This is a genomic window from Shewanella sp. CAL98-MNA-CIBAN-0140, from assembly GCF_040309905.1.
GTDB classification, from domain to species: domain Bacteria; phylum Pseudomonadota; class Gammaproteobacteria; order Enterobacterales; family Shewanellaceae; genus Shewanella; species Shewanella psychromarinicola.
This window is the reverse complement of the sequence record NZ_JBEOPI010000199.1, coordinates 1-264: the sequence shown is the minus strand read 5'-3', so window position 1 is coordinate 264 and position 264 is coordinate 1. Positions and strand designations below refer to the sequence as shown.

The following is a 264-nucleotide window of genomic DNA, read 5'->3' as shown; positions in this document are numbered from 1 at the left end:
ACCAAAATTGGCTTTGGCTTCTGTTTGCGTCATAGAAATCGCAGAGAGTAAGTCGGCTTCTTTTTCGACCACGCGCATACCACGACCGCCGCCACCGCTTGCTGCTTTAATGATGACTGGATAACCAACGTCACTGGCAATCTTGATAACTTGCTCTGAATCAGCAGGCAATGCGCCATCAGAACCAGGCACACAGGGCACGCCAGCCATTGTCATTTGTTTTTTGGCTTCAACCTTGTCGCCCATATTTCTGATATTGTCAGC

1 protein-coding gene is annotated in these 264 nt (G+C 48.9%); it reads right to left on the bottom strand.

The features are described 5' to 3' along the window. A partial coding sequence (locus AAEY93_RS20740) for an ATP-binding protein (RefSeq protein ID WP_502959574.1) occupies positions 1–264 on the bottom strand: 264 nt, incomplete at both ends.